This is a genomic window from Listeria swaminathanii (genome assembly GCF_014229645.1).
Lineage (GTDB): Bacteria > Bacillota > Bacilli > Lactobacillales > Listeriaceae > Listeria > Listeria swaminathanii.
In genome coordinates this window covers 232,677-257,354 of the sequence record NZ_JAATOD010000001.1, presented here as the reverse complement: position 1 = coordinate 257,354, position 24,678 = coordinate 232,677, and the positions used below count along the sequence as shown (strand labels likewise).

Sequence of the window (24,678 nt, the reverse complement as noted above, 5' to 3'; positions counted from 1 at the left end):
GCTGGCTCCTTTTTCGTTTAAAAGTAAATACTTCCCGCTTCGGCATCTGCATTAAATCGGTACAAATCGCCAACTTTTTCTAAATACGGTAAATACTTGATATTCTCCATAAATTCTACTTCATCCGGCAAAATCCCCGGATTCGTACAACCATCTAGCGTTTGGTAAAGTAGCTCTGCTGAGAAAGTTTCCGGCAAGAAATCGCGAATCGCGGTCGTCAGTAAAAATTCTTCTGTAATCGCACTAAATGCTTTTTTGAGCATATCTAAATGGTCAAAAGCAAGAGGTAGTTCCAGTGCTTCCGTCATTGGGAAAAGTCCGATATCCACCGCATCATCCCCAGCCGCACGTTTTTCCAAAGCTTCTGGTGGCACAATCGCATAAAACGCCCGCGAAATAATCCAACCACGCGGATCACGCCCCGGTTTATCAAATACACCAAAAGGAATCAGCGGAATATTTGTCAAACTTGTTTCCTCTTCTAGTTCACGCTCAGCCGCTTGGTCCGCAGATTCATTTTCATCCACAAATCCGCCCGGAACCGCCCATTTTCCGCCTTCGATATTCGGTCTACCTTCCGCATTTGTACTGCTTCGTTTAATTAATAAAATATGTAATGTTGGTTTCCCGTTCAACTCTTTTACTGTAGTCAAAATCATATCACTCGTGTAGCCATCAGGTGTACGAAATTCTTTGGCATTATAATTTTTTAGTGCATCTTCTTTGTTCACAAATTCTTCTGTCATGTTAAAATCAGACTCCTTTTTGTGTATTTAGCTCTTTCCATTATAGTATCATAAAAAAAAGAATTTGTTCCAATCGCTGGAACAAATCCTCTTATTTTTCGATAATTGTGCGACCTTTATAAGTGCCGTCTGGTGAGATGCGGTGTGACATACGGTATTCGCCTGTTTCACTATCGCGACTCAAACCTGGTGCTGTTAAGCCTTTATGCGTACGGCGCTTGTTTTTCTTCGCTTTGGACGTACGTCTAGCTGGAACTGCCATCTTGCTCGCCTCCTTATTTCTTACACTTGTTTCATTGTAACGCTAATCACCCGAAACATCAATCTTACAAATCCGCCAAATCCTTCACCCAATCATTCAAAGGACGACGCGTTTTTGCCTCAGGAACATCAGCTAAACTACTTAAATGCAAAGTCCCGACAATTTTTTGCTCAGCAGGAATACCTAAATCATCCGCAAACTTCGCATCAAAAATAAACCGATTCGTCCGCCAAATCATCCCAATCCCCGCTTCCCAGCCAAGCAATTGGATATTTTGGATAAACGCACTAGTTGCTCCGATTGATTCGAAATCCTTTTTCCCGTGACCGATAATATTCGTCGTCACAATGAGCAAGTACGGCGGCGTAATAATTTTCTTCGCATAGCCCGCTTTTAAATCCGCAATCTCTGCTTCGGAAAAACTAACCCCTTGTTCGCGCTCATTGAAAGCGATAATTTTCTCGATGTAACGTTCTTTTTCAGCAAGAGTGTGCAGTACATAAACATTCCACGGCTCTACTTTGCTATGAAAAGGCGCAAAGGCTGCTTGCTCTAAAATAGTGTTCACTGTTTCTCTTGAAATTGGCGCGTCATTCGCTTTTTTAATGCTGCGACGTTCCATAATTGTTTTTTCGATCATGTTTAATTCCCCCTTAAATGATAAACGTTATCATTTAGAGGATTATAGCATGATTGGATTGTGGGTTGCTAGTAAAGGGGCTTTTGGGATGGAAACCACTGTATTTATTTTAAAGCAAAAAGTTACGACACTCTTCTGAAAGCAAAAAACAAGCCATCTACTTCTAAACGACTTGTTCACTCACTTTTTTTATTTTTCAACACTCACAGGATTTTGCACATGAACCACTTCAAAACGAGCAATCGCATTCCCTACGATACCTTTACGATCTTCTCTTTGTTCTCTAGTGTCTTTAGTTCTACCATGCGCTTTTTTGAAGGAATCGCTTTTCACCCAATTGCGTTGGGCTTCTTCGCTTTCCCATTTGCTTGTTACGACTACTTCTTCATAGTCTTTGTCTTCTGGTTTGCTATGCCATAGTTCGAAGCCTAGGAAACCTTCTACTTCTGCAATATCTTTTGTTGGGTGTCCGTCGCCATTTGCGCCTGTGAACTGACGGATAACGTGCTCTGCTGCGCCTTTTTCTACCTTAATCGTATTAGTTACAATAATCATTCTTAAATCCCCCTTGGATAATTGTATTGTATGTATAATAGGCTAGTTCCTTCCATTATATTGATAATGATTCTCAATGTCAATTTTAGGGAATGGGTTTATAGTGGGATTTAAAAAGAACAAATTTCACAATCAATGAAATTTGTTCTTTGGTTTGAATATCGTTTTGAACCAAGGAACTAAAAGTAAAGCACACATATATCCGATTACGTTTAAAATTAGATCATCTATATCCGAAACATTGTTTGGGTATTGAAAAATCAAGTTTAGTAAGCCTTGCGATAATTCAATGAAGAATGAAAGACATAGAGCTAAAATTAAATTTTTTAATGCGGATATACTTCTGTTTATGTTCATATAAATGGCTAATGGCGCTAATAATAAAACGTTGCCAAAGAATTGAATCATAATATGATAATTTGTCATATGGCTAATATAGAAGCTTATTGACTTGAAAGGAATGACTTGCAAATACGCTTCAAAAGGAAATGTTTCTCTGATTGTATTTGAACTTACTATGTTAAATGGTAGCAGCACAACTTCTACCAATACAGCTAAATAAGCTACAAAAACAACATTGATTAAAGTCTCATTTTTATTAAATGATGATTTAACAATACATTTTTTAATACCGAAATATACTAGCTCAAAAATACATATAACTATTAATGTCATTGGAATTGAGATAGGAATGGTTGTCATTAGCTCCGCCTTTGCATTTCATGATGAGATTTTGTTAGTCCTTTTCAACCACCGAAATCCAAACTTCCGAATAATAATCAGCAGCAGTCGTATCGCCTTCTGTGTATACTTCTAATTCTGGAGCGTTCCCGTGCGTATAGTTGCTTGTTTGGAACCATTCGCTGTAAATGTATTCCCAGACTTTTTGAATGGAGCTTGGTAGTGGGCCAACAGATTTGAAGATGGCCCATTTACTTGCTGGGATGGTTAGTTTTTCCATGTCTGCGGGTGGAGTGAGTTCGGATTCAATCGCGATATAATAGTCCATTTGGTCGCCGTTCATTTGGCAAACGCCTAAAATACCGTCAATTGTTGCGAATTCAGCTAGCTCGTTGATTCGTTCCGCGTCGCCATTTGCATTTGCTTCTTGCCAAAATTGGCTAATTTTTTCTTTTTGAGCGTTATTTTCAACCGAAAAAGTTCGTTTTTTCCCGACGGCTGTAAAAGCATTTCGTTCGACAATTTCTACTTCCATGATTTTTGTCCTCCTTCAATTGCTTTAGGTAACTTAAGTATAAACAAAAACTATCCAATCTCCAAATGGAAACCAGATAGTTTGAATTATTATTCTTCCGCTGCTGCTTGTTTTTGTTTCATCCGTTCGCGCACGCCAACTCGTTTGATTTGTTTACTACGAAGTTGCCCACACGCGGCATCAATATCTGTCCCATGTTCACGACGGATAACGCAATTAATGCCGTTTTTCTTAAGCGTATCATAGAAAGCAAGCACGTCTTCTTTTGTACTGCGTTCATAATCAATATGCTCATCCACCGGGTTGTAAGGAATTAAGTTAACATATGCTAAATGGCGATGTTCACCAAGAAGTGCCGCAAGTTCGAGCGCTTCTTTTTTATGGTCATTTACACCTTTTAACATAATGTATTCAAAAGTGATTCGGCGGTTAGTTTTATCAACGTAATAATGGATCGCTTCCATCAATTTCTCAATCGAATAAGTTTTGTTAATACGCATAATGCTCGTCCGCAGTTCATTGTTTGGCGCATGTAAGGAAATCGCTAAGTTTACTTGGAAATCTTCATTGGCAAAATCAATAATGCGCGGTGCTAGTCCACTTGTTGAAACAGTGATATGACGCGCGCCGATTGCCAAGCCTTTGTCGTGGTTAATCACACGCAAGAAGTCCATCACATTATCGTAATTATCAAACGGTTCCCCGATTCCCATTACAACAACGTGACTCACGCGTTCTTCCAAATTACGTCCATCCAAATAATGCTGTACATTCATAATTTGTTCCACGATTTCGCCAGCAGTTAAGTCGCGACTTTTTTTCAAAAGCCCACTCGCACAAAAAGTACAGCCGATATTACAGCCAACTTGGGTCGTTACACAAACCGACAAGCCATATTCTTGCTTCATCATTACGGTTTCGATTAAGTTACCGTCACTCAGCTTGAATAAATATTTCGTTGTGCCGTCTGCAGATTCTTGCACCACTTGTTCTTCTAAAGTGTTCATCACAAAATTCGCTGTTAAAAGTTCAATTGTTTCTTTTGGAACGTTACTCATTTCTTCAAAAGTTTTGACACGTTTTCTATAAAGCCAGTCCCACACTTGTGTCGCGCGGAATTTCTTTTGACCGTGTGCCTCTAGCCATTCTGTTAAATTTGTCCATGTTAATCCATAAATGGAGCTTTTTTCCATTGTTCAGCCTCTTTTCAGGTCTTGTTTTCGTCTATAAAGATTATAGCTGTTTTATGGTTCACAAGCAATGCTATTTCGCAAATATCAGTCGTTTGTCCTGCCCGGCGCAAAAAAAGTAGCTATTCTGTCACAAATAGCTACTTTTTCACTTTATCTAAACATGGTTTGTGTTGCTTTCGCTAGCACTTTTGGATCACGATTATGTGGTGTTACTGGGCAGATTTTTTTGTCAATATCAAGCAACGTATACACGGCGATTCTAGCGGCGCGAACGGAATATTCTTCAGTGAAAACCATATCTTTCGGAATTTCCACAAATTGGCTAATCATCGCGAAGTTTGTACTACCTTCTGGAACAACGGCCGGACGATCACTCATTGCCCGTGGTTCGAATTGCGCATCAATATATGGCATGTAGCACGGAATTACATTGATTATATCCGCTTTAATTTCTTCAAAATCGTCTTGCCAGTTCAAATGACACATTAATTCATATAAAATTTCTTCCCCGGTGCATTCTTTCATTGGTTTTTTAACGAAATCACCAACGCGGTCTGGATATAATCCGTAACCCCAGAAAATCGTAGTATTCGCATCTTGCGCTTTAAAATGGGGTTGTGCGGCAACAACGGTACTCATTAGCCAATTGGAATCTTTGAAAGTCATAAGCGCGCCACTTCCCGGAATATTTCCAGTGAAACGTTCGATGCGTTTTAATAATTCATCCCCATGACAAGTGACGGTGAAACTTTGCCAGTTTGTTTCTTCTTCATGACCGAAGAATGGCTCTGGATTACCTAGATTTGGTTTCTTTTGCGCGACTTTATACCAAAGCTCACCGGAAATTGGTTTTTCTTCTGGTTTTGGTGCTGGCGTATTCATATCGCCGAGTGTCGCACTATCCGTCATACATGCATTCGTCATAATCACGTCATCGTCCGGGCCAAGTTCGATAGTTGATCCATCCGATAAATGAAGTGCTGTCGCAGTAATTCCAGGCGCATCTTTAAAATCAATATCTTCCACCGTTTGATTAATCGTAAAATCAACATGGTGTTTATCTAAAAATGTTTTCAAAGGTAAAATCAAGCTTTCGTATTGGTTAAGCGGCGTTCTCGTTACCCCTTCTAGCGTATCAATCCGGCTAAATTCTAACATCATTCGGTTCATATAACGTCTAAATTCGAATAAACTGCTCCATTTTTGGAAAGCAAAAGTGGTTTGCCACATATACCAAAAATTCGTTTCGAAAAAGTGTTCATCAAACCAATCACGGATTGTTAAATTATCAAGTTTTTCTTCCGGAGTAGCGAGCAATTTCGTCATCAACATCCGGTCGTTATTATTAAATCCCATCGAATGCGCATCGAGGATATTGCGATCTTTATCAACTAATCTCGCTTGCGCATGGGTTGGGTGTAAGTGGTCAAAGTTCAAAATTTCTTCCGTCACACTAAAGTTCGGCATATCAAGCGACGGAATGCTGCTAAATAAATCCCAGAAATTTTCATAAGTTTCTTCGTTCAACATCCGACCACCGCGGCAAACAAAACCATTTTCCACGCTTCCCGCTCCGTCGTTACTTCCGCCTAAAATGTGCATACCTTCAATAATATGAATATTTTTCCCATCAAAATTAGCATCGCGAATTAAGTAAACAGCCCCCGCCAAACTAGCAATCCCGCCACCAACGAAATACACTTGTTTATCGCCATAATAGCGCGCTTTAATAGCTTCATCTACTGCCCGTTCTTTTTCAGCAGCCTTTTGTTCAGAAATTTTCTTTGCGGCAATACCTGTCCCAATTGCAGCCCCAGTTAGAGCGACTAGCGTACGTTTTTTATTTTTCATCACTATCTCCTCCAATTTCTTGATACAGATAGTATACCTCTCCTCGCGCGCATTTAATCTGGGCAAAAGAACCTTTATGTCTGGTTTTTAGACAAATTGGCGATATTGTCTAGTTTTCGCGGTACATGCTGTTTGCCAAAAACTCCGTATCCTTCGCAAGTCGAAATAGCTGATTCGCGATTGTTTCTGGCGCTTCTTTGAAACCGCGTGTAATCCATTTAATCAATACACCCGAGCATCCGTAAGAAAAGAATTCCGCATAGAAAACCCGGTCCGCCTCATTCACAGTCGCATTCGTATCAATTTTCTCAAACAAATCCATAAACAGCGAATTCGTGAGTTTTGAAAAGCAAAAAGAAAGAATACTCGCATCCGCGGAAACCGTATTTTTATAGAAATCAGCATTTTCTTTAATCGATTCCAGCATTTTCAGCACATGTTTATCCCAATTTCCAAGCGTAATCCCGTCTGCCAAACAATGGAAAAAGTCATTTTCATAGGTCCAAGTAAGCAAATCGTATTTATCTGTAAAATGATAGTAAAAAGTTTGCCGATTGAGCCCACAAATATTCGTAATATCCGCAATACTAATCTTTTCAAACCGCTTATGCTGACAAAGCTCCATCAGCCCACCAGCAATCGCTTTTTTAGTAATGAGTGATTCCGCCATGGCGTTCGCCTCGTTTCGTTTGTTTGGGTTTATTGTATCTCAGGTGGGATTGGAATTGCTAGGGAAAACATGGGAAAGATTTGTTCGCTAATATATAATTAAAAAAAGAGGTGAATAAAATGAAAATTACAGACCCGCTCTACGGAACATTTGAAATAGAACCTGTTTTAGCTGAACTAATCCAAAGTCCATTGGTTTCCCGGCTAGCTCATGTCCATCAAGGTGGCTCGAGTTATCTGGTAAATCCGCTTTGGAACCTTAGTCGGCTTGACCATTCGATTGGCGTGATGTTGTTTATTCGAAAATTCGGTAGTTCTTTAGAGGAGCAAATTGCTGGATTGTTGCACGACGTATCGCACACTGCTTTTTCGCATGTGGTGGATTATGCGCTTGACTTTGAAGAGGAAAATTATCATGAGCAGATTTTTGAGGATTTTGTAAAAACTTCGACGATTCCTGCTATTTTAGAGAAGTATGGTTATTCTTATAAAGGAATTTTTGATGATATTTCGAAATGGAAGATTTTGGAGCAAGAAGCGCCGGAGCTTTGTGCTGACCGGATTGATTATACGCTGCAAGATTTGTATCGCCATGGGAAAATTAGTTTAGCTGAGGTGGAAGAATTTTTGCAGGATTTAGTAATGGTGGATGGTCGGCTTTACTTGGCGAATATCACTGCGGCAGAATGGTTTGTTGAGCAATATTATTCGGAAGTGATTGATTATTTTTATGATCCGCTGAATGTTTATAGTTATGAGATTTTGGCTGAGGCAATGCGCATTGCGTTTCAGCAAGAGACGATTACAACGGCGGATCTCCGGTTGACTGATGCTGAATTGTTGGCTAAATTGAATGCGAATCCGGATGCAAGCGCGAAAATCCAGTTGCTCGCGAGTGTCCATTTGGAAGAAAATGATGTGGACTTTACTTACCATCATAAGAAGAAAATGCGTTTGATTAATCCGTCTGTTTTGGTGGATAGGCGGCTTATTCCGGCTGATGAGCTTTCGGAAAAAGTACGTGAAATGAATGCTTGGGCGTCTAAGAGAAGTAAGCACGGCATCTACATAAAAGTAAGAAAAAAGTTAGGTATTAATGATAATTCTTACTTGAGAAGCATGATTTAATATAATAAATTAAATACTCTTACTTAGGAAGATTCATCTATACATTTTATCTTCTTCATGACTACCAAAAAAACAACAAAACGTATGTTTGTATAATATATTACACAAACATACGTCCTTATTTACAATGTTTCTTTTTTCATTTTTTGTCGGTACTAGCGAAATTTATTGTTTTCTTTTCTCTGCTTCAGTAAATATTTTCCCACAATATTCAAAATGAAAAACACTAGAAGAAATACTCTAGCATCTTCTATGATTTCACCAATTGGGAGAAAATAAGATGCTATTAGCAACAAAACAAATACTATACCAAAAACCCAAAATGTATCATCCAATATTTTTTTCATTGTACACCTCTTTTTAACGAACTATTGTTTCCCAGCTTTGCCCATAAAAATCCCAGTGAAATAATTATAATCAAACCATACTCCATGTTTGATGTTCGAAGTCGAAACAGCTATACCAGCAACTGAACATGCAGCTTGAACAGCTCTAGCAGGTGCATACACTCCAGCGATTGCAATGCCGCTACCGACTGCAAATTTTAAAGCTTTCGCACTGATTTTGATTCTACAATAATTCCAGCGATAATCCACTCTAGTTACCCCAGCTGATTTAAGCATCATTCTAGGGCTAGGATTTACTCTATCTGCTTCACCCGTTGGCGAGATTGCATATACTTCATCTTTTTTATTAGTTTTAGATAGTTGTAATTGTTTATTTGTTTCCTTTATATAATTTTCAACGACTTTCACCTGGTCTGATTTCATTACGAGTTCAATAGATTTATCTAATTGAAACTCATCGATCTCACTGTTATAGTGATACATATTTATCTGCTAAACTTACTTCCATATCTGTCAAACCCGTTTCTACTTGTAATTCTTGTTTTTCCGTGTTCACTTGTTGTTCTTCACCTGTACTTGCCTGAGCTTGATTGGGAAATGCCATACCACTAACCAGTATTCCTCCTGCTAATAAAACACATACACATTTCTTTGCTTGTAATTTTCGAGTTGCCGTTTTCATTTTGCACTCTCTCCTCTTTGTATGTTTTTTAGTACAACACAATATTAGCATGATGCTTCCATGTATAACCAAAAAAGTAATGAAATGTCTGATTCTTGTCATGAACGACGTTTTTTTGGATGAAATAGCCTTTTTTTCCACATAAATCGAGTTTTAGTTTGTTAATATTGTCAAAAACACCCCAATTTGCGCTTGTATGCAGGATTTTATACATCTAAAAAGAAAAAGTCCCAAATAGTTCACTTTTAGAGACTATTTACTGTCGTTTTATCTGTGCTTATTACTAATTAAATACAAACGCCTTTGTATATAAAGCATATTTATTCACAGCAACATTATCTTATAGCCTTAAACCGATATCCGCCTGAATTTTTATCTTCTTGCTCAATACCGATGTAGCGAAGTGTGATGAATGATTCAACAAGACTTGAATTAATTCTAATCCTATCCATTTTTTATAAAGCTGGTAGCCAAATATTTTTCGCATGCTGTGCGTATCTATATTTCCTAACCAGCTTCACCGATAAGAATCAGTAACCAAGTCACCTAAAGAGATAATTACTAATTGATTTCTGGCTTCTTATCGCTGGTTAGAAAGCCTATGGATCCAAAAAAACAGACTGGAAACAAAGTAATTTCTTACTTCGTTTCCAGCCTGAAGTCAGCACTGCTCCACTATTCACTTCTCTTAAACCAAATTCCCCACAACTTTCACGCGTAATCTGGTCGCATTGCCTGGATGATACGCTAATGGGATTTCTTCCACTTCGACCACTTTAATCGAATTTTCTACTGCACCGGCAAGAGTTGCTTGTTCTCTCGCTTTTTGCTCAGCATCTTGGAGCGCTTCCTCCCGCTCGATTTGAGAATAGATGTAGATTTGTTCGTATTGTCCACTGATTTGGGAAATGGATGCGCCGATTGCGTTGGCGACTGGGCCGTTTTTGTCGCGGAAAATTTTTGCGACGCCGGGAATTTCATCAGGGATAATGACGCTACCGCCACCAACAAGTACTAGATTGACGCTACTTGAGCTGGTTTTCATTTTATCAATCGCATCTTCGGTCATGTCGGCGATTAATTTATACGCTTTTTCAGCAAAATTGGTTGGGATATGCGCAACGAGTTGAGCGTCGCCAATGTCCGCCATGCCTAGACGAACTGCGATATCTGTTGTTGTCATCGTTTTACCACCGAAAACTAGCGCCTCTTCGGAAATACGATATCCAACACTATCTGGGCCAATCGTTATTTCGCCGTCCCGCTCGCGAATGACGCTACCTCCGCCTAGTCCGATGGAAATAATATCGGGCATTCTAAAATTGGTACGCACGCCGCCAACATCGACTGCAAGCGAGGACTCTCTTGGGAAGCCATCTGTAAGCACGCCGATATCAGAAGTCGTGCCTCCAACATCGAGTACCATCGCGTCTTTTAGTCCCGCCAAGTAGGAAGCGCCGCGGATACTATTCGTTGGTCCACAAGCAATCGTCAAAATCGGGAACTGTCTTGCATAATTAAGCGACATCAACGTCCCGTCATTTTGGCAAAGATAGATTTCCGCGTGCGCGATTCCTTCTTGTTCTAACGCTTTTTCGAAACCGTCACTTGTTGCCGCAATAACTTTGAAAAGAGCTGCGTTTAAAATCGTCGCATTTTCGCGTTCAATTAGTCCAACTGAACCTACGGAAGAGGAAATCGAAACGGGAATATCCGCGCCTACTTCTTCTTCGATAATTTTTTGAACAGCTAATTCTTGGTCGTTTTTCAAAGAAGAGAAGACGCCAACAACTGCAACGGATTCTACATCGCCTTTCCAACTAGCCAATGTTTCACGAATTTCTGCTTCGTTAATTTCTGATAGCACCTGACCATCATATTCATAGCCGCCACCAGTTAGTTTATATTTTCCAGATAAAAAGCCAACCATATCTTCCGGCCAAGCTGTATATGGTAAAACGGATGCTGTTGCAGGGTATCCTAAACGAAGAACGCCCACTTTCGCTAATTTTTTACGTTCCACAATCGCGTTTGTGCACTGCGTTGTTCCAAGCATGGCGTGTGTTACTTTCGAGCGATCAATTCCAGTTTCACTCAGCACGCGATGAAGCGACTCGGTAATTCCTGTTTCAATATCTTCACTTGTTGGCATTTTTACACTATGAATTAGTTTTTGATTTTCATCTAAAATAACGGCATCGGTGTTTGTACCACCAACGTCAATTCCAATTTTATACATGGCGGCGTTCCTCCTTTTTGACAAGTTCTTCTAGCGGTTCAAAATCGACATCATAGCCGAAATAGCGCGGCCCAACTGTTTCGATGCCTTTCTCGGTACGCCAAGCATCATCAGCTGGAAGTGCCATCACGCGGACACGTTTGCCATATTTTAGCGCTTCTGTCGTTACTGGCATCAGTGTTTCCAAATCCACCATACAAATTAAATCTGGTGTAATCGCGATAGGTTCGCCATTTTTCTCTGCAACAAGGTTTTCGTTTTGGAAATGGACGATGACTTCGCTGTCTGCATCTTTGTTAAGCCCGTCAATTTTCACACGGCCAAAGTTAAAGCCAGCGCGCGTTTCACGAATAACATCAGTGATTTTACCTTCGAATAAATGGTAACCGTGCGTCACATCCAATAGTTTTTGCAGTTTTTCTGCTTCGTCAATTGATGTTTCGCGAATGACTTTACCGATTTCTTCTGAAAGTGTCACGATATTTTTAATACTACTTTGTTTAATTTGCGCACCATTACAAGGATACAAGCTAACAAGCGAACTTGCGCCCATTTCGACCGTAGTCACGCGTGCAAGTCGTTCAGTCCATCTGTTATCAATTGTTTCCATGATGCCAATATTTCCTTTTTCATCGGTGATAGCCATTGGCGTTGCGGAAATACCATCTAAATGGAAAGTAACCATTTGTAGTTCTGGGAAAGCTCGACCCATGCCATCACAATCGACCATTGGCAAACCAAGTTGCGCTGCTACAACGATTGGAATCATCGAGTTAACGCCGCCCGCTTCCATTGGGAATGTTCCTTTCACTTCTTTTCCTACATATTTACCTAGTTTTTCAAAGACGCGAACGAATTCGTCCCCTTTTGGAAATTTTTCTATAAGTACAGATGGTGCTCCCATCATTGCTGCTGGAATAAAGTAATCATCATCCGCGATTTCGTCTGGAGATAACAGTTGGATTGGTCCGTATTTTTTAATCGCTGTTAGGGCCATCATTTTGCCCATGTACGGATCTCCTCCGCCACCAGTGCCTAAAAATGCCGCACCAATCGCAATATCTTCAATAGCTTGTTCGTCTAAGTAACGCATTTATTTTCCCTCCAAGTTCTCTACTTTTTCCGTTTTCGCACTCAATACTTTCGCCCCAACGAGATAAACAATTAGTGACAAAATAATACCGATAAGTGGTTGATTTGGTAATTGTGGTAGTGAAGGGAAGAATGTCAAAATGACTGGAATCCCTGCAATCACAGCACCTACTAACCAAGATCCTACGCCAAGCCAGTTAACGCCTGCAACTGGTGCCCATTTGGATTTGTCGCCTTTTTGAACGATCCAGTAAGATGCAATCATTACTCCGGCAACTGGTGGAACCATCGCTGAAAGTACGGACATAATTGGTACAAAATGGTTTAGAATACCGATAACAGCTAGCAGTGTTCCAAGCCCACCAGCAACTGCTACGGCTACTTTATGATATTTTTCAGAGATGTTGAAAACGTTAATAATCGCGATCCCGCCGGAAAACGCATTAACTGCATTGGTTGTCCAAGCTGCCAAAATCAAACCGATAATTCCAAGTACTGGCAAACCTAAATTGGTAAATACGACCGAAATATCTGCCGTTCCAGCTGTTAGCGCGAGAACCGCACCAACTGTAATCATTAAAACACCTGATGGCAAAATGCCGATGATCGCTGCTTTAACAACGTCTTTACGTGATTTTGTATACTGCGAGTAATCGCCGGCAATAACGGCACCTAATGCGAACGAGCCGATTGTAATCGCAAGCCCAGTCATGAACGACATGCTGTTTGCTGGTTTATAATTTTCAACAATCGCAAGCCCGCCATTGTTTAACGAAACAACCAAGCCATAAATACATACAAAAAGTAAAATCGGAACTGCAATATAATTTAAAATACTCAAAATACGAATACCATAGATAGCTGATAGTAACATGATTACTCCCCAAATCAAGGAAGATACTGGTATTGGAACATTAATTCCATAAATACCGAGGAACTGTGAAAATGCTGCACCACAGACGTTTGCTTGAATCCCAAACCAGCCTAGACAAGCAATTGCTAAAAGAATCGATATAATTTTCTTAGATCCTTGTTCGCCAAATACTTGCGATGCTACACTAACTGCCGGAATGCCTAAGTCACTACTTTGCATTCCTTGATATATCATAAATAAGACAATAACTCCATATCCTAAAAGTGCTATTAAAATTGCTTCCCATAGAGGCATGCCCGAAATAAGCGTTCCACCTACAAGGAGACTCGGTACGCAAATCATTGCGCCAGTCCATAAAAATGCCAAACTTTGCCAGGATTGTGTCTGCTCAACTGTGTTTTTCTCTGTCATAATGTTTCGCCCCTTTTTTCTTGAATTTGTTCTATTAAGGACTAATTATATAAGAACTAGCTATCATTTGTATTTATCTGAATTGAAAAAAAACAGCCCAATCTTTGTCACTTTGGACAAAAATCGTGCTGTTTTTAATTATTATTGTTTGTTTCGCCAAGTAAACGACGAATTGCTACAGCTAAATAGAGATTATACGACTCTGGAATTTTTGTCGCCGGATATTGCAGTAACTCATTTATTCGTTGAATCCTGTATTTAATCGTATTTTTATGCAAAAAGAGCAGTTCGGCGGCTTGATTATAATTCGACTCGCCTTCTAGCAAGAATACTGACAACGTTCCAATTAATTCTTCGTTATCATCTAATGCTTTTAGCGGCTTCATTTGTTCCGCAATCGCTAATTCGCCGCAATTAACAATGCCCACACACTTGGCAGCAAAATCGATTTCTTGAAGTGAATAAATCGGCTTATTAGCGTAAATCGCATTGGCGGCATTTTTGTATTCATTTACGAGTGAATATGCGCTCTGTACATCCGAAGTCTGCTCCATTCCTTGGCAAACGGTGATTTTTAGCTCTATCCCGATTTCCTTCATCATCATCGCAAACTCATTGGCCGTATGCGTCCGGTCGCGCTGTGCAACTGAATTATCCAGCAAAACGACAATATTATCTTCAAATAAATCAATCAAAGAAACATCAAAATGGCTAGCGACAAAGCTTTTTAGTTCGCTCAAAACCCGCTCATTGTCGCGAATTTCTTCCGTTTTCACGAGCCACATCCATTTAATAGAAGAAACATCGATATTTAAAATTTTACCAAGTCGGCGCATCTTCACACTTTCATCATTCAAAATTGCCTTCATTAGTTCGGCGGTGCTGATTTCAACATAGTTGCGACCCCACAAGTTCATAAATACTTGGACTACCTCAGTAATTTGCAACACTACATCAGCAGTTAGCGCCCCTTTTTCTTTCATCATAAATAAGTGCATTGCCTGCATTCCATCTTGAAAAATCGGCTTTCTGGCCGTATAGAAATCACGTTCATCCAAATGGAGTTCCACGAGTTCATTTTCATTTATTTGTTTAGAAGCTTCAATCACTTTTTCAAAATCCCAGTGGCGTGTTCGCGGCCAAGTGATTGAATTAATTACTTGAAAAGAATTATCGGTTAAAACGAGTGAAGTGTGGGTTCTGTCAGACAGGATTTTCAGCGTCGTATCAATATTCCGCTGCGGAGGTCGCACACTCGAAATTTGTTCTAACGACTCGGTGACAAAGTTGGTATCCGTCATTTCTTGCTTCACAATCGCTTCAACTACTTCATAAATCACTTCACTATACCTAAGCGACATCTCATTTTCTGGCATCACGATAATGGTAAAATCAAGTTCATTTGCAAAATCAATCAGCTTTTGATCAATTTTCGGCACAAATATACCAACGTAGTAAAGAATTAAAGCTACCTCGCCAACCTTATGTAATCGTTCAATCGTCCGGCACTGCGCCTCGACATCGTCACGAATATTTACAAAAGCAGATAAAACTATTTCACTGCCATAAAATTCATCATTATCAAATAAATCATCTTCTAAAAGAGCTACCTCTGTATATTCTAAAACAGAAATAGACGAAACTAGCTTCGATAATCCAGATTTCCCAGATACTACTTTCGCTTCTTTTAAAGATGGTAATTTCATTAAATCAGCCAATTTAACGCTCAAAGTTCGCCACCTCCAGTTATTCTAAGTGTAAACAATCTCCTAGAAAAAGTCCATGCCACGTTAAATCTTTTACATTCAAGGTTGATTATAGTAGCATTAAACCATGAATACACATATTCTGACTAAAACATAGGAGGCAAATTATGTCTATAGAGCCATCCATTAAAATAAATGAGATTATTAATGAAGTTGAAAAAGTTATCGTCGGTAAACGACATGTTGTTAAATTAAGCTTAACTGCCCTACTTGCGGGTGGTCACGTATTACTGGAAGACGTTCCCGGGGTTGGTAAAACAATGATGGTGCGCACACTCGCAAAAACAATCGGGGTTTCCTTTAAACGAATTCAATTTACACCAGATTTACTCCCAGCTGATGTGACCGGGGTTTCGATTTTCAACCCAGAAACGCGCGAATTCGAATTCCGTCCAGGTCCAGTTATGGGAAATATTGTTCTCGCCGATGAAATTAATCGAACTGCACCGCGTACGCAGGCCGCTTTACTAGAAGGTATGGCCGAAAACAGTGTGACGGTTGATGGGATTACGCGCAAACTCGCTGATCCGTTTTTCGTAATGGCGACGCAAAATCCGATTGAATACGAAGGCACTTACGCTTTGCCAGAAGCCCAATTAGACCGATTTTTGCTTAAAATCAATATCGGCTATCCGACAGTTGAAGAAGAAATGCAGCTACTTACTTTAAAACAATACCAAGATCCACTTGACCAAACGAAGCAAGTTGTAACGCTAGAAGAATTGTTGAATTTAAAAAATAAAGCCAAACAAGTCTTTATTGATGATGTATTGAAAAATTATATCATTCGTTTAGTCGATGCGAGCCGAAAACACCCTTCTGTTTCGCTTGGGATTAGTCCGCGTGGCTCGTTAGCGTTTATGCAAGCCGCTCAAGCTTTTGCGCTTATTGAAGGTCGTGATTATGTGATTCCTGATGATATTCAGTATTTAGCGCCGTATATTTTCACCCATCGTCTCATTTTGAAGTCTGAAGCTTATTATAATGAGGAAACAGCCGAATCCATTATTGCTTCCATTCTGAAAAACACGTCAGTTCCGGTAGAGAAGAGGTAACTCAATGTTGAAAAAACGCCTCCTTTTAGCATCTCGGTGGATTATTATGCTAATTATTTATGCTGGGCTTTGGGCTTATACGTTATTTCAAGGCGACACAGCTAGTTGGTTTTTAACCTATTTCTTTAGTTTTATCTTATTATTATTATTTTTGTCCTCGATTTATCCGCTCAAAGCGTGGAAAACAAATCGAAATTTCATTAAAAATACCTACCATGATGGCGATTTAGTCGATATGCAAGTATCGTTCTCTCGAAAATCGCGTTATCCAGTGGGTTATTTGTTGTTCCAACAAAAAATACCTGCTAGTTTTGGTAAAGTGAGCGCACGACAACAAGTAGTTTACCCGCTTTTCAAAAAGAATTTCACGGTGACGCTTGCTGGATTTGCCGGTGTTCGTGGGATTCATTCATTCCCGCCGCTAGACGTGGAAACGAGTGATGCATTCGGTTTACTGGAACGTTCGCGCCAATTGTCGACCGAAAAAACGCTCACTATTTACCCGACGTATTTTCCTGATATGCTAGAAAAAATCAGTGAAGTTTCTCCGGAAAACGAACGCAATGCAGCTTATTGGACGCTCAAGAAAAATAGCAACTTACACAGTTTGCGCGAATTTTCTTCCGGTGACCGGATTTCCCTTATCGACTGGAAATCTTCTGCTAAAAGTGACCAATTGATGACTCGGGAATTCGAAAATAGCGCAACATCACGCTTGTCAGTCATTTTTTATGGAGCTAACCATCCAAATTTCGAACTATCACTTCGGGCTGCTTACTCATTCATCCGCAAAATTTCCGAAGATAATGGGGAAATTCGCGTTACACTCCTAGGCGACCAAACGAGTAAATTTGCTCCAGCGAAAGGCGCGAATAGACTTCAAGATATTTCGATTGCTTTTGCTGAGATTGCACCGGTAGATAGTTTAACCCTACAAGAATCGCTTGATAGCAATTTACATGCTGGCGAGAAAATCCTTTTATTTACGCCGTGTATTGATACGATGTTAATGCAAAAAGTGACTCGTTTAACGGATAATAAACAGCTTCAAATTATTACATTTCAGTCAGAACATTCCAAAGCGATGGATGCTCCAGCGATTTTCCTTGAGCCAGCGAGTCTTCTAAGCAGACGGGAGCGTGAAACTAAATGAAAAGATACTTATCGCTCGTAATGCTGTTCATTCTATCGGTTTTACTTATCTCCGAGTGGATTTATCCTTTTGCCGAACTGACAGAACTCTCCACCGCAAATTGGATTATTTTATTTATCACTATTTCTCTCGGCAGTTTTTTCCTCCGTTTGAAATATTACTGGACCATCCCTCTTCATGTCGTAATGATTTTCATCGTTTCAGGAATTTATTACGCTAAAGGTGGTATTCTGTCCGCGAATTGGTTTAGTTCTTTTTTCCAAATTACCTTTAATGGATTTAAAGATATGGTGCAGTTCCGCTCGTCCGATATTTCTATGGACTTTATTTTAATCGTCTTTTTAATTGCGTTATGGCTTTTGAGTTATATTACTACTTATAGTATTTTGCGCAAACAGCGAATTATGAGTGTGTTAATTTTAACGGTTGCTTATTTAGCGGTTATTAATACTTTTACAGATTATAATAGTAATTGGGCGATTGTTCGGACCGTATTGGAAGGATTCCTACTACTTCATCTTGCGCTGGCTAGCCGAATTGCAGCACCAAATCGAATAAGTGCGGATTCCTTGAAACGAAATGGTCTCTTTTATCATGTTTTCGTGATTATGTTACTGGCGGTTTTTGTTTTTAGTTCGTTAATGCTTCCGAAAAAGGCTCCCATTTTCCCAGATCCTGTACCGACGATAAAAAATGCGCTTGGGATTAATACTACGCGCACGGTTGGCTATAGTGAAGACGACACAACGCTTGGTGGTGCACTCAAAAAGGATAACGGCACTGTATTTACCGCACGTACGGATAAAGGCCACTACTGGCGTGTAGAGTCGAAAACTAACTACACTGGTACCGGCTGGGCAAATGCAAACACAGGCGATGTGGTATCTTTTTCTTCTGGTGATACGTTCCCGATTCAACTTACAGAACAAACAACTGGTCCTACAAACACGGCTGAAATTAGTTTTGCTTCTTCTAGCGACTACATGCCTTACCCGTACGGAACGCAGACGGTTAATGGTGCGGTGGATTCGTTTAGTGCTAATTTGACGATTGAAAGAGTTGGACCGGTAGATACTATCAAAAATTATACTGTCCAAGTAAAAACACCTGTTTATAATATTGAAAAGATGCAGAACGCTGATTTTAGTACATTATCGAGCGCTTTTGTTTCGAAATATACGCAAACACCTAGTGAGTTACCGGATCGGGTTGCAAAACTGGCTAATAAAGTTACCAAAGACGCTGATTCCATTTATGATAAAACAAAGGCTATCGAAAGCTATCTAAGCTCTTCAGGCACGTTTACTTATAGCACAGATGATGCGAAAGAAACGCCTAGGGGAGCCGATTATGTCGACCAATTTTTATTTGAAACGCGGATTGGTTATTGTGATAATTTTTCTACTTCAATGGTAGTCATGCTTCGTTCGCTTGGGATTCCTGCAAGATGGGCCAAAGGTTACACACCCGGCGAGGGCGAGAAAAAAGAAAATGATGCGAAATCCACGTACACGATAACAAATAATAATGCGCATTCTTGGCCGGAAGTATTTTTCCCAGGTACTGGTTGGGTTCCATTTGAGCCAACAGCAACGTTCTCCAACCCAGAAGACTTCCAAGAACCAACAACCGAAACCGCTAATAAACCAGAAACACCGAACGATAGCACGAGCACGCCAGAAACACCAAACACCCCAGAAAAAACACCGGAACAAGATAACGGCAGCAGTTCCACTGGTGAAGCAACGAAAAAAGAAGAACCTAAAACAGAAACAGCGGCCTCTAATTTCAAAATTCCTACTTGGTTTTGGTGGATTCCCGCTGGATTAGTTACAGCATTACTTGTGTTAGTCGTATTATTCAGACGCAGAATTCGTAGTTATTTATTGCTTCGTTCACTGAAAAACAAACCCGCATTTGGCAAAACGTATCATAAACTATTGAAGTCACTCGCTTCTTATGGTTATGTGCGCGAATCAAGTGAAACTTTACGTCATTTTGCGGTGAGAGTTGATGCGGATTTAAAAACAGCTGATTTCTCACGACTGACTAAAATTTATGAAGCTCAGGTTTATAGTAATGGTTTGGATGAAAAAGTGATGAGTTCGGATGAAATGGGACTTGTTGAGCAAGTTATTGGGCTCATAAACAAAAATAAAAAATAAAGTAGGGTGCCTGTGCTATAGCACAGGCACCCTACTTTATAACTAGATTCCCCCTCTAGAACGGTTAATATCTTGTTCCTCGATTATTTTCTCTTTAATTATCTCTTGAGTAAGTTCCTTCGTCCCTTGATTCGAGAATTTATAATAAAACATTTGTAAATTATTGGCATTTACTTTTAGTTCTATATTTGTGCCGCAACTATATAATCCCTTCAGTAGTTCATTTACTTGATTCACATATACATCCATTTCTAAATTTGGCTCTAAAGTTACATTCACCTTATTGTATGCACCGCTTTGCTCAAGATAATCGGTAAGGTTATCTTCAAGCGTCCATTTTTTTTCAGTAATTGGCGCTTCTAAGGTCACAGTTGTATCTTTAATAAAACTCTTTTGTTTGATTATATTTGCAACTATTTTTTCAGCATCTTTTGAGAAAAAATTCGCTGCATAATTATCCTTTAATTCATTGTTACTACTTGCCCACGCTCGGAATTTATATTCTGGGGCATTTTCTGCAATCATAATAGCACTATAAGAATCCGCTGTTGGATAATTTGCATACTTTTCTTCTTGATATATATCAAAAGTTTCTCCATATTTTTCTTCTAATGCTTCTTTAAGGTACTTATTTGCTTCATCTTTATTAGAAAATGATTGCATCGTTGAACAGCCTCCCATAGCTACTAATATTAAACACATAAAAATACTAATACATGTTATTTTTAATTTTTCCAAGTAAATGTCACCGCATCTCCATTAATAATTATATTACTAATATCAGTTTCTTTTTTTAATGCTTCTACAAAATCATTTCTAAGCTCTTCATTTGGTATTTCAATACGTTCCACCATATATAAGTTTTCTTTAGTTTGTCCAAAATTTGTTTGAATGGCTAAGTTCCAAAAGTGATCCCCATTCTCAGCATAATCCCGTGTGCTGTTTCTAATAAGTTGTTCATCTGTAGTTTTATCATAAATGGTAGAAGTTGAAACAAGCTCATCTTCCTCATCCACACAACGATACCAAATTAACTTAGAGTTTTCAGATCCTTCTTGGTACGGGTTTGTATTAGCATCACTTGCGTTACGATAATAAATACCCAATTCTCCACCGTACGCTGCTCCTAGTCCGTAGTTCCCTTTCCATAACTGCACACGGTATTCTTTGTCTCCCGAAATAAAAGTTATTACTTCAGTATCTAAATCCATTCCTAATAAGAAACCAGCATCATCATAAAAATCCATAAATCCACCATATCTTTGCAATGAGTGCTCATTCGTAAAATAGTAATCATTATCTTGATTATATTCAAATCCTAATAATGGTGAAATAACCGGTGCAAAAAATGCAAAAAAGCCCCGCTCATATTCATCAATTACATCGAACCTAGAGTTCCATAATGCCTGTAACGCACGAAGTCGTTCACTTGTTAATTTGTTCGGCTCCCGAAGTAATTGAGCAACTCTCCCCCAATTAACCCCAATAATTTTTCCATCTTCATCCATCACGGCAATCTCTTCAAGAGCTTTTTTATCTCGTTCTGGTTGCGTTCTTCTCATTGTTTTTTGTAAATCTGTTAAAATAGAAGTATTCATATTCCCCAAATTATATAGACCCGTACTACTATCAAATGATATATTTCGATCAATTTCTTGAACTGCGCGTTTTATATGGGAAGTTAATTCTTCTAACCCACTAAAAAAATTACCATGCGATTGTTCAAATTGAATATATTTTTCTAGTAACTGCTCTTTCTTCCAAGCATTAAACATCTCCATTTGTAATCTTAAAACCTTCCCTTGATGCAAAGTACTTGTTCCAATAGAAAGTGATTGTTGTAATTCTTCAAAGTCACGTTCTAGTCTGTCTACTCTTTGACTCAATTCATACAATCCATCAGCATCAATGCAACAGTCAAAAGATGAATCTACTTGATACGCAAAATCATTCAAGTATTGCTCTAAAAGCTCCTCACTGATTCTCATACCTTCGCGAATAGCTTGACATAACGGGAAATATATATTATTGTAATATGCTTTGGATCTAGCAATTGCTTCTCCCTCTAATTCATTATCTTCATTATACTGATTAATCGCTCGTTCTAAACTCGTAATATTGTTACCTACGTTATTATTAGTTGTTTTAAGCATTCTTAAAAACTCCGATACCTCAGAGATGGATATTTTAGTCATTCAACAACAACTCCTTTTCTAAACCATTTTTTGTTTCTACCAAGGAAGCTTTTCTATGATTTAAAGTCGATTTTGTTGTTTGATTTTCTTCTTTTAAACTATTTATAAGTCTTGAAAAATTCCGACTATCTTCTTGTCCTGCTTCCAACATGTGTTGCGTGAGTCCTCGACTCTTACTTCCTTGATACACATTTTGCATAAGTATGAGCGTCTCTTGTTTTCTTTGTTCTAAACCACGTAAAGTATCTTCAATTGATTCAATCTCACGTTCTCTTTTAAATAAATCTAATAATTCATCTTCTTTTTCATGTAACTCTTTTTGAATCAAATCAATCTTTTGATTAACGATTTTATTTTTTTTATTCATTTAGCTTTTTTCAACCCTTGCATTCTTTGCCCAAGACTTTTATCTTGTTGTTCAAAAAGCTCTCCTAATCTCTCAATGCGACCAGCATCTGTTTGCGTGACTTTAACAAAGTATTCAAGACCTTCAATCATATTCAAAATGGAATCCCGTAATTGATCAATTGAATTACTTTGGCATCCTTGCATATTACCAGTTTCATAGGGTGAGTAATGTAAGCCTTCCAAGCTATTTTTCATGGCTATTGAATGGTTTTCCATTTTACCACTATGAATTAAAACTTTTTTCATATCATCTGTCCTCTCTTTTGTTGTTTTTTGTCCCATTGTTAGTGAATATTAAATTGCTCACATATTCACTAATAAATTATAACTTATTGCATAAAACCGCGCAATCACACAAAATTGTATACATAAGTAACATTTCTATTCTATTAAACTATAAATTTACTCCATAACAGGATAATTTATCCAATATATGATATTTTTTTATTTTTTCCTCTATAAATATGAGATAATATTTACATAAAATAGCAAACTACTTAATATATTATTTCTTATAAATTTATTAATAAAAAAAATCCAAATTAATAAAGGAGACCTGAAAATGACGACTATTTTCCCAAAAGAGCAAAATGTAGCTACCCTTTTCGAGCAGATTTTAGCTAATCCGACAGCTTGCAGGCGGTTCAAAGATGTATTTCTGGATAATTTAGAGAGCTATCAAGAAACGCGTGGTTTTGAGAAAGACGACACACTTTTGGCTAAAATCATTTTATCCTCCTATCGGCAAAGTGATGTCAGTGCGTTATTGTTAGGCGTTTGCGGCAGAACTTTATTTGAGCTTCTCCGGCAAGCTTTTCTTATTCCCAAAAAAATAACAGCAGATAACCCTTTCTTTTTAACAGATACGCAAGGTCATTTGATTGCAGAAATTCCTAATCGGGAGCAAGAGAAATTTCAAGAAATATTTCAGTCAGATCTTGCTAGCCCCGAAACCGCGATTTATTTAGTTGATGACGAGGATACAGTGCATTCCTACGAGCCAGATTTCACGATATCCACTAAAAAAATTAATAAAAAAAGAGGTATTCTCGTGCTCTACTCCCTTCCTAACACTTTAAAATTAGGTCTGAGTGAATCGCAAGCTTATGCGGTTATTTGGAAAACTTTTTTACAAATACAAGAAATTATTCCATCGAGCAGAATTTTTTACGGGCAAGAAACCACTGAAAACACAGATGAATTGGGCGTCTTTCTTCCTATCCATCATTACGAGAAAAGACTGTTACAGAATATCGAGCAAATCAATACATTAATTAGTACATTGCGCGAAAAAATGGTTAATAAATAAGAAAAAAAGGATGAAAAGTTATGGCAAGAACTAGGCAAATTTCAGAATCAATTGGGTTGGGGCTTTTGCTCGCTCTCGCAGGTGGGTTTATGGATGCTTACTCTTATATCGAAAGAGGACAAGTATTCGCTAATGCGCAAACAGGGAACATACTTTTATTTGGAATTAATATTTCGGAAGGCAATTGGGCTACGGCTGTTCAGTATTTTTGGCCGGTTGTTTCTTTTACGGTTGGGATTGCGCTGTCTGAACTGATTCACCGGCGTGCTATTCGGCGGCTCCACTGGCGGCAGCTTTCTGTTTTGATAGAAGTGGTGATTTTGATTGGGGTTGCATTTATTCCGCTTGATAAAAATCTTATTGCCAATTCGCTGATCTCTTTTGTCTGTGGGATTCAAGTGGAAAGTTTCCGAAAAATGCATGGTAGAGGGATTGCGACGACGATGTGTATTGGGAATTTGCGGAGTGCTACGCAAAATTTATGTGATTATTTTGAGTACAAGGAAAAACAATATCTGCATAATAGCTTCTTGTATTTTTCAGTTATTCTTAGTTTTATTATTGGTGCTGTTGTTGGTAATTTCTTTATTCAGTTATTCGCTCAATACGCCATTCTTGTTTGTGCATTTCTACAATTCATCGCCTTTTTAATGATGTTTATTGATAGAGAAAGAAAAATTATCTAAAAAAACTGCCAGCAAAATGATTTCTCACTTTGTTGG

The 24,678-nt window shown here is 38.7% G+C and carries 25 protein-coding genes; 6 read left to right on the top strand and 19 right to left on the bottom strand.

Going from position 1 to position 24,678, the window contains the following annotated elements; genetic code table 11:
• Positions 1–17 precede the first annotated feature (17 nt).
• From HCX62_RS01250 to HCX62_RS01210, 9 genes are all read right to left on the bottom strand, one after another.
• Positions 18–746, bottom strand: coding sequence for an NUDIX domain-containing protein (locus HCX62_RS01250; RefSeq protein ID WP_185636733.1), 729 nt, complete (start codon positions 744–746; stop codon positions 18–20).
• Positions 747–837: 91 nt separating this feature from the next.
• The gene (gene rpmF, locus HCX62_RS01245; RefSeq protein ID WP_003718584.1) at positions 838–1,008 is read right to left on the bottom strand and encodes a 50S ribosomal protein L32; all 171 of its coding nucleotides are present in this window, start codon (positions 1,006–1,008) and stop codon (positions 838–840) included.
• 64 nt (positions 1,009–1,072) lie between these two features.
• Complete coding sequence (locus HCX62_RS01240) at positions 1,073–1,648, bottom strand: nitroreductase family protein (RefSeq protein ID WP_185636732.1); 576 nt, start codon at positions 1,646–1,648, stop codon at positions 1,073–1,075.
• A gap of 189 nt (positions 1,649–1,837) precedes the next feature.
• Positions 1,838–2,203: a heme oxygenase IsdG gene (gene isdG / locus HCX62_RS01235; RefSeq protein WP_185504464.1), complete on the bottom strand. Its 366-nt coding sequence runs from the start codon at positions 2,201–2,203 to the stop codon at positions 1,838–1,840.
• A gap of 132 nt (positions 2,204–2,335) precedes the next feature.
• A complete protein-coding gene (locus tag HCX62_RS01230) occupies positions 2,336–2,905 on the bottom strand; it encodes a VanZ family protein (RefSeq protein ID WP_185636731.1) in 570 nt (189 codons plus the stop codon).
• 34 nt (positions 2,906–2,939) lie between these two features.
• Positions 2,940–3,419, bottom strand: coding sequence for a GyrI-like domain-containing protein (locus HCX62_RS01225; RefSeq protein WP_185636730.1), 480 nt, complete (start codon positions 3,417–3,419; stop codon positions 2,940–2,942).
• An 89-nt stretch (positions 3,420–3,508) separates the two neighbouring features.
• Positions 3,509–4,612, bottom strand: coding sequence for a dual-specificity RNA methyltransferase RlmN (rlmN, locus tag HCX62_RS01220; protein WP_185636729.1), 1,104 nt, complete (start codon positions 4,610–4,612; stop codon positions 3,509–3,511).
• Positions 4,613–4,762: 150 nt separating this feature from the next.
• Positions 4,763–6,463 carry an oleate hydratase gene (locus HCX62_RS01215; protein ID WP_185503093.1) on the bottom strand — a complete coding sequence of 567 codons (1,701 nt, stop codon included), beginning with the start codon at positions 6,461–6,463 and terminating at the stop codon, positions 4,763–4,765.
• A 109-nt stretch (positions 6,464–6,572) separates the two neighbouring features.
• Positions 6,573–7,133, bottom strand: coding sequence for a TetR/AcrR family transcriptional regulator (locus HCX62_RS01210; protein ID WP_008946902.1), 561 nt, complete (start codon positions 7,131–7,133; stop codon positions 6,573–6,575).
• A 119-nt stretch (positions 7,134–7,252) separates the two neighbouring features.
• Between HCX62_RS01210 and HCX62_RS01205 the strand changes: the two genes are divergently transcribed.
• The gene (locus HCX62_RS01205) at positions 7,253–8,260 is read left to right on the top strand and encodes an HD domain-containing protein (protein WP_185636728.1); all 1,008 of its coding nucleotides are present in this window, start codon (positions 7,253–7,255) and stop codon (positions 8,258–8,260) included.
• Positions 8,261–8,628: 368 nt separating this feature from the next.
• On the opposite strand, the gene HCX62_RS01200 is transcribed toward HCX62_RS01205, so the two are convergent.
• The 6 genes from HCX62_RS01200 to HCX62_RS01175 all read right to left on the bottom strand — a co-directional run bounded on the left by HCX62_RS01200 (position 8,629) and on the right by HCX62_RS01175 (position 15,635).
• The gene (locus HCX62_RS01200; protein ID WP_185636727.1) at positions 8,629–9,030 is read right to left on the bottom strand and encodes a hypothetical protein; all 402 of its coding nucleotides are present in this window, start codon (positions 9,028–9,030) and stop codon (positions 8,629–8,631) included.
• A gap of 46 nt (positions 9,031–9,076) precedes the next feature.
• Entirely contained in the window at positions 9,077–9,289 is a 213-nt protein-coding gene (locus tag HCX62_RS01195) for a hypothetical protein (RefSeq protein ID WP_185636726.1), read from the bottom strand.
• A gap of 688 nt (positions 9,290–9,977) precedes the next feature.
• Positions 9,978–11,528 carry a hydantoinase/oxoprolinase N-terminal domain-containing protein gene (locus HCX62_RS01190; RefSeq protein WP_185636725.1) on the bottom strand — a complete coding sequence of 517 codons (1,551 nt, stop codon included), beginning with the start codon at positions 11,526–11,528 and terminating at the stop codon, positions 9,978–9,980.
• Positions 11,521–12,621: an S-methyl thiohydantoin desulfurase family protein gene (locus HCX62_RS01185; protein ID WP_185636724.1), complete on the bottom strand. Its 1,101-nt coding sequence runs from the start codon at positions 12,619–12,621 to the stop codon at positions 11,521–11,523. Before HCX62_RS01185 ends, HCX62_RS01190 begins: the two co-directional genes overlap by 8 nt.
• Positions 12,622–13,905, bottom strand: a complete 1,284-nt coding sequence (locus HCX62_RS01180; protein WP_185636723.1) for a cytosine permease — start codon at positions 13,903–13,905, stop codon at positions 12,622–12,624.
• 134 nt (positions 13,906–14,039) lie between these two features.
• Entirely contained in the window at positions 14,040–15,635 is a 1,596-nt protein-coding gene (locus tag HCX62_RS01175) for a PucR family transcriptional regulator (RefSeq protein WP_185636722.1), read from the bottom strand.
• A 143-nt stretch (positions 15,636–15,778) separates the two neighbouring features.
• Between HCX62_RS01175 and HCX62_RS01170 the strand changes: the two genes are divergently transcribed.
• Genes HCX62_RS01170 through HCX62_RS01160 form a run of 3 tightly spaced genes read left to right on the top strand, consistent with a single transcriptional unit; the run spans position 15,779 to position 20,044 of the window.
• Positions 15,779–16,726, top strand: coding sequence for an AAA family ATPase (locus HCX62_RS01170; protein ID WP_185636721.1), 948 nt, complete (start codon positions 15,779–15,781; stop codon positions 16,724–16,726).
• A 4-nt stretch (positions 16,727–16,730) separates the two neighbouring features.
• On the top strand, positions 16,731–17,879 hold the full coding sequence (locus tag HCX62_RS01165) for a DUF58 domain-containing protein (protein WP_185636720.1): 1,149 nt from the start codon (positions 16,731–16,733) through the stop codon (positions 17,877–17,879).
• On the top strand, positions 17,876–20,044 hold the full coding sequence (locus HCX62_RS01160) for a transglutaminase TgpA family protein (RefSeq protein ID WP_185636719.1): 2,169 nt from the start codon (positions 17,876–17,878) through the stop codon (positions 20,042–20,044). The genes HCX62_RS01165 and HCX62_RS01160 overlap by 4 nt, the downstream gene beginning before the upstream one ends.
• A 42-nt stretch (positions 20,045–20,086) precedes the next feature.
• Here HCX62_RS01160 and HCX62_RS01155 read toward each other — a convergent pair whose 3' ends face one another.
• From HCX62_RS01155 to HCX62_RS01140, 4 genes are read right to left on the bottom strand one after another with little or no spacing between them, the layout of a single operon-like run.
• Positions 20,087–20,782, bottom strand: coding sequence for a hypothetical protein (locus tag HCX62_RS01155; RefSeq protein ID WP_185636718.1), 696 nt, complete (start codon positions 20,780–20,782; stop codon positions 20,087–20,089).
• On the bottom strand, positions 20,770–22,239 hold the full coding sequence (locus HCX62_RS01150; protein ID WP_185636717.1) for a T7SS effector LXG polymorphic toxin: 1,470 nt from the start codon (positions 22,237–22,239) through the stop codon (positions 20,770–20,772). The genes HCX62_RS01155 and HCX62_RS01150 overlap by 13 nt, the downstream gene beginning before the upstream one ends.
• Positions 22,232–22,606, bottom strand: a complete 375-nt coding sequence (locus HCX62_RS01145) for a hypothetical protein (protein WP_185636716.1) — start codon at positions 22,604–22,606, stop codon at positions 22,232–22,234. Before HCX62_RS01145 ends, HCX62_RS01150 begins: the two co-directional genes overlap by 8 nt.
• Positions 22,603–22,893: a DUF3130 family protein gene (locus tag HCX62_RS01140; RefSeq protein ID WP_185636715.1), complete on the bottom strand. Its 291-nt coding sequence runs from the start codon at positions 22,891–22,893 to the stop codon at positions 22,603–22,605. Before HCX62_RS01140 ends, HCX62_RS01145 begins: the two co-directional genes overlap by 4 nt.
• Before the next feature lie 316 nt (positions 22,894–23,209).
• Here HCX62_RS01140 and HCX62_RS01135 point away from each other — a divergent pair, with 316 nt between their 5' ends.
• Together HCX62_RS01135 and HCX62_RS01130 are read left to right on the top strand one after the other, a co-directional pair.
• Entirely contained in the window at positions 23,210–23,956 is a 747-nt protein-coding gene (locus HCX62_RS01135; RefSeq protein WP_185636714.1) for a DUF4866 family protein, read from the top strand.
• 20 nt (positions 23,957–23,976) lie between these two features.
• Positions 23,977–24,642 (top strand): YoaK family protein, encoded by a 666-nt coding sequence (locus tag HCX62_RS01130; RefSeq protein ID WP_008946883.1) that lies wholly within the window; start codon positions 23,977–23,979, stop codon positions 24,640–24,642.
• Positions 24,643–24,678 lie beyond the last annotated feature (36 nt).